The sequence below is a fragment of the Microbacterium sp. MPR-TSA4 genome, assembly GCF_058792815.1.
Window position 1 is genome coordinate 1 of sequence record NZ_JBXAFF010000083.1, and the last position, 4756, is coordinate 4756.

5 protein-coding genes are annotated in these 4756 nt (G+C 71.8%); 3 read left to right on the forward strand and 2 right to left on the reverse strand.

What is annotated here, in order from left to right:
* Positions 1 to 189: 189 nt before the first annotated feature.
* The gene (locus AC1Q49_RS15990) at positions 190 to 1350 is read left to right on the forward strand and encodes a DUF998 domain-containing protein (protein ID WP_492493380.1); all 1161 of its coding nucleotides are present in this window, start codon (positions 190 to 192) and stop codon (positions 1348 to 1350) included.
* Between the two features lie 60 nt (positions 1351 to 1410).
* Here the strand turns inward: AC1Q49_RS15990 and AC1Q49_RS15995 are convergent, their stop codons facing one another.
* Both AC1Q49_RS15995 and AC1Q49_RS16000 read right to left on the reverse strand, forming a co-directional pair.
* Entirely contained in the window at positions 1411 to 1578 is a 168-nt protein-coding gene (locus tag AC1Q49_RS15995) for a hypothetical protein (RefSeq protein WP_167626536.1), read from the reverse strand.
* Positions 1579 to 1612: 34 nt separating this feature from the next.
* The gene (locus tag AC1Q49_RS16000) at positions 1613 to 2818 is read right to left on the reverse strand and encodes an ice-binding family protein (RefSeq protein ID WP_492493382.1); all 1206 of its coding nucleotides are present in this window, start codon (positions 2816 to 2818) and stop codon (positions 1613 to 1615) included.
* Between the two features lie 181 nt (positions 2819 to 2999).
* On the opposite strand from AC1Q49_RS16000, the gene AC1Q49_RS16005 reads away from it, so the two are divergent.
* Positions 3000 to 4061, forward strand: a complete 1062-nt coding sequence (locus AC1Q49_RS16005) for a zinc-binding dehydrogenase (protein WP_492493384.1) — start codon at positions 3000 to 3002, stop codon at positions 4059 to 4061.
* Positions 4058 to 4393, forward strand: a complete 336-nt coding sequence (locus AC1Q49_RS16010) for a DUF6804 family protein (protein ID WP_101305262.1) — start codon at positions 4058 to 4060, stop codon at positions 4391 to 4393. The genes AC1Q49_RS16005 and AC1Q49_RS16010 overlap by 4 nt, the downstream gene beginning before the upstream one ends.
* The last annotated feature ends 363 nt before the right edge of the window (positions 4394 to 4756 follow it).

Sequence of the window (4756 nt, forward strand, 5' to 3'; positions counted from 1 at the left end):
GCCCGGGCGCGTGGCGCGGCGGCACCCGAACTGCAAGGGATGCCGGGCGACACGCCGGTGCGACGCGCGCCCGGGCGGCGTGTCCCCGCGGTGGCCTTGCAGTTCGGGTCATGGGTGGTAAGCAGCAGGCCGGCGAAGTCCTGGCCCGGCGGCGGACGGTGCGGGCGGGGCCGAAAGTAAGCTCGACGCGTGAGCAGATGGCGGACGTCTCCCGCGCGACGGACGCACCACGCGGCATCCGAGACGCCCCGCTTCTCCCCGACGGTCGAGGCCCGAGCGACACGGTGGGCGCTGGGCGCCGCTCTTGTCGCAGCGGCGGCGACGGTGCTCGTCATGGGTGGGGTACGGATGCCGCTCGGCGGCGGCGAATCCGTCGGGAGCCTGGCGGCGCTGCTCGCGGCGATCGCGGCCGGTCCCGCCTTCGCCGTCTCGTTCGCCCTTGAACGGCGCCGTGGATATCTCGCGTGGCGCAACAGTCTGCCGCGCGCCAAGCGGGCCACCGACCTGATCGCACTGTCGGCCGCGATGATGATGCTCGCGGCGCTGGTGGTGGTGGCCGTCGCGGAGCTGTTCCAGCTGGGATTCCGCGGCCTCACGATCGACCCGTTCGGTGCCGCTGCCCTCGCCGCCGCTGCCGTCGGAGCGATGACCTACGTCGCGTCGGCCTCGGGCGCGCGGGTCACCTCGACCGGGGTCGCCTCCCTGGCCACTCTCGTCTTGTTCATCGGCACGCTGGCGAGCATGGTCAGCGCCTCACAGGGCGATTGGTGGAGGTTCCACTTCTCCGAACTGGGCAACGAGTCGGGATACGCCGGCTACCAGTTCAACCTCTCCCTCATCACGACCGGTGCGGTGATCACGGCGCTCGCGAACTTCGTCGCCCACGATCTCGAGATCGGACTGCGCGCGCATGTCGAGACCGCGCAGCGGCGTGCACGACTGTTCGCGTGGCTGCTCGCCGTGATCGGCCTGTGTTTGATGGTGGCCGGGTTCGTCCCGGATGCCGTGGCTTTCCCGGTTCACGTGGGCGCGGCATCCGGGATGGTCGTCGTCTTCGGCGTGCTCGTGGGTTGCCTGCTGACGCTCGTGCCCGGGATCGGCCGCGATATCGCGGTCTTCTCGGTGCTGGTGGTCGCGGGCATCCTCGTCGCCGTCGCCCTCTGGGTACCCGTCGACTACTACAACCTCACCGGGTCGGAGTTCATCATCGCCGGCCTGCTGTTCGCGTGGCTCATGCTGTTCGTGCGCCAGGCGAGGGCGTACGCGGATGCCGCCGCACCCGCCGCGCTGGCTGCACCGGCCGCGCACGCTCCGGTCGCGCAGCCGGACGGGACCGCCGCGACGGCCTGACAGAACGCCCCGCCGGACGTGCCGGTGACACCCGGTGGGCGGACGGATGTCGCCCGTGGATCAGGCGCGTCGTTTGGCCTTGCCGGCGGAGCGGCGGACAGCGCCGAAGGCCGCGGTGGCGAGGAAGAGCACGATGCCGATGATCCCGAGCCAGAACAGCCCCTCGATGGCGAAGCCGACGATGCTGAGGATGAGCCAGATGGCGAGGAGGACGATGACGGTCTTCATGGGGTTCCTTCGATGTTCAGCGGGCGGGGGGAACTCAGATACGTCGTGATCGACGTCGACGAGCGATCGTGGTCAGGGCGACGCCGCCCACGAGAAGGAGGCCCGCCGCAGCGAGCGGCACGGTGGAGTCGCCGCCCGTCGCCGCCAGCTCCGCGGGGGTGTGGTCGCCGCCGACGTCACCACCCGCCGGAGGGGAGAGGGGGCTCGCCGAAGGCGCGGTCGCCGACGGGGCGACGGTGACCTGAACGACGGTCGTGTCGTCCGGCGAGGTGCCGTTGGATGCGGTGATCGTCACCGTCGATGTGCCCGGTGTCGTGGGGGTGCCCGAGATGACGCCCGTCGCGCCGTCCAGGCTCAGCCCGACAGGCAGGCCGGTTGCCGTGAACGTGGGGGCGGGGTTGCCGGTGGCGGTGACCGTGAAGGAGTAGGGCGTCCCGGCGGTTGCGCCGGTCGGCCCGGCCGAGGTGATCACCGGAGCGATGGTCTCCGACGGCGTTCCGGGAGTCGGGCAGCCGCTCGGCGCGGTGATCGTGTTCGTGTCGAGCGTCACGGCGCCGTTACGGGCGAGGAGTCGTCCGACGACGACCGCGCCCGTGGTGGCGGTGACCGATTGGTCAGCGAGCACGGTGCCCTGGAACTGCGCACCGGTGCCGATGGTCGCCGAGCTGCCGACCTGCCAGAACACGTTGCAGGAGCTGGCGCCACCGGTGATGATGATGCGCGTGCCCGAGCCGATCGTCAACGTCGAGGCGGCCTGAAAGACCCACACGGAGTCCGCGCTGCCGGCGAGAGTCAACTCACCCGTATCGGCCAGGCCGAGGGTGCCGCCGGAGTAGACACCCGGCGTGAGCGACAGCCCGTTGAGCTCCGTCATGCCCGTCTGGGTGGGGCTCAGCGAGGCGGCGACGTCGTACGCGGTCGTGGCGTCGCTCTGCGCCTGATCGGCCACAGCGTCGGTCTGATGGACCGTGCCGTTGACGACGCCGTCCGGCGCGGCCCCGAAGCCCGTGATCGAGGTGCCCGGGGAGATTCCGAGATCTCCGTTCACGACGGTGGGTCCGGTGTTCGTGACGGCGCTGGCGCCGAGGACACCGTAGGGCGCGGCCGTGCCGAGGTCCACCGGGCCGTCGATCACCGTTGCCGCCGACGCGGACGAGCTGGCGATCATCGCCAGCGACGCGGCGAGAGCGAGGCCGGTGAGGACCGTGAGAAAAGGAGGGAACGAGCGGGACGTGGCCATGGCGGCACCTGTCTGAAGGGGGGAGGACAGGGTAGCCGTCGACGACGTGAGAATGATCTCCTGTCTGTGCAGTATGCTCCTTTCCCGCGCGGATCTGGGGAAACGGCAACGATTGGTGCCAAACGGTCAGGAATGGACGGGCCGCGTCACCGGCTAGCGTGAAGGGGACGAAAGGGCCCGGATGCGTGCAGTGGTGATGGATGCCGTCGGCGAGCCGTTGGAGGTGCGTGAGGTCGATGACCCGATCGCACCCGCAGGCGGCGTCGTCGTGGAGGTGCGGGCGACAGGCCTGTGCCGCAGTGACTGGCACGCGTGGGTGGGCCACGACGACATCGCGGTGCCCCACGTTCCGGGCCATGAGCTGGCCGGGGTCGTCGTGGAGACGGGCGCGGGGGTCGAGCGTTTCGCGGTCGGCGACCGGGTGACCGTGCCGTTCGTGTGCGGCTGCGGGGCGTGCGAGTGGTGCCGCGCCGGCGACGCGCAGGTGTGCCCCGACCAGCAGCAGCCCGGGTTCACGCACTGGGGCTCGTTCGCCGAGCGCGTCGCCCTTCACGCCGCCGACACCAACCTCGTGCGCATCCCCGACGACGTGTCGTTCGCCGCGGCCGCCTCACTCGGATGCCGCTTCGCGACGGCGTTTCGCGCCCTGACCGCCCGCGCCCGGCTGCAGCCCGGTGAATGGGTCGTCGTGGTCGGCGCCGGTGGGGTGGGACTGAGCGTCGTGATGATCGCCCGCGCGCTCGGTGCGCACGTCGTGGCCGTCGACCGGACGGAGGCGGCGCTGGCCGCGGCATCCGCTCTGGGCGCCGACGCCGTGGTGCTCGCCGACGGGACGGATGTGCCCGACGCCGTCCACCGGATCACCGGGGGAGGCGCACACGTGTCGATCGACGCGGTGGGCGCCGAACAGACCGCGACGGATGCCGTGCTGAGCCTGCGTCGCCGCGGTCGGCACGTGCAGGTCGGGCTGCTCCCGTCGGAGACCGGGCTGTCGGGGATGCCGATGGCGCGGGCCATCGCCTGGGAACTCGATCTGCTCGGCAGCCACGGTATGGCCGCCGTCGACTATCCGGCGATGCTCGAGCTCATCGCGGCCGGGCGACTGCGCCCGCAGGATCTCATCCAACGCACGATCTCGCTCGCCGAGGCCGCCGCGCTGCTGCCCGCCTTCGACCGTGCCACGCTTGCCGGTATGACGATGATCGATCCTGCGGTGGATGCCGTGTCGGAGGCGACCGCATGAGTGGCGCGAAGCCGAGCGAGCCGACGTTCCAGCGCAACGCCCTCGCCCCCGCGTTGATCGCGGCCGCCGTGCTGTTCCTCGCGCCCGTGCTGTTGACGGCGGGCTGGGGGATCGTCGTGCTCTTCGTCGTCGCGATCCTGGCGCTGATCGTCGGCTGGTTCGCCGTGCAGGCGCGTCAGTGGGTGTGGGCGGCGGTCTTCGCCGTGATCGCCGTGGTGTGGAACCCGGTCTTTCCGTTCGGGTTCGACGGCGTGGTCTGGTCGCTCGTGCAGCCGGCGGCCGCGATCGTCTTCCTCGTCGCCGGCGCGCTGATCAAGACCCCGCGGGGCTGACCCGCCCGGTCTGCGAGGTCTCGCCGCGCCCGTCGATCCTCCCGCGTCCCGAACTGCAAGGTCTGTCGCGCGGCGCGCCGCGGGGTGAGCGGATGCCGCGGCGTGTCGCCCGGCATCCCTTGCAGTTGGGCTCCCCTTCAGGCTGCGGCGGGTCAGGTCGGGCGCGGCCGGGCGGCGGCGCGGGACAGGTTGGGGTGCGTGCGGCGTGCGATGGCTGGTGGCGGTCCGCGTCGGCGCCCGTGCGGCGCCCGGTCTGCAAGGGCTCGCCGCGCCCGTCGATCCTCCTGCGTCCCGAACTGCAAGGTCTGTCGCGCGGCGCGCCGCGGGGTGAGCGGATGCCGCGGCGTGTCGCCCGGCATCCCT

Coding starts and splice junctions, on each gene's coding strand:
- AC1Q49_RS15995 (WP_167626536.1), bottom strand. CDS start 1,578: ATGAAGACCGTCATCGTCCTCCTCGCCATCTGGCTCATCCTCAGCATC.
- AC1Q49_RS16000 (WP_492493382.1), bottom strand. CDS start 2,818: ATGGCCACGTCCCGCTCGTTCCCTCCTTTTCTCACGGTCCTCACCGGC.
- AC1Q49_RS16005 (WP_492493384.1), top strand. CDS start 3,000: ATGCGTGCAGTGGTGATGGATGCCGTCGGCGAGCCGTTGGAGGTGCGT.
- AC1Q49_RS16010 (WP_101305262.1), top strand. CDS start 4,058: ATGAGTGGCGCGAAGCCGAGCGAGCCGACGTTCCAGCGCAACGCCCTC.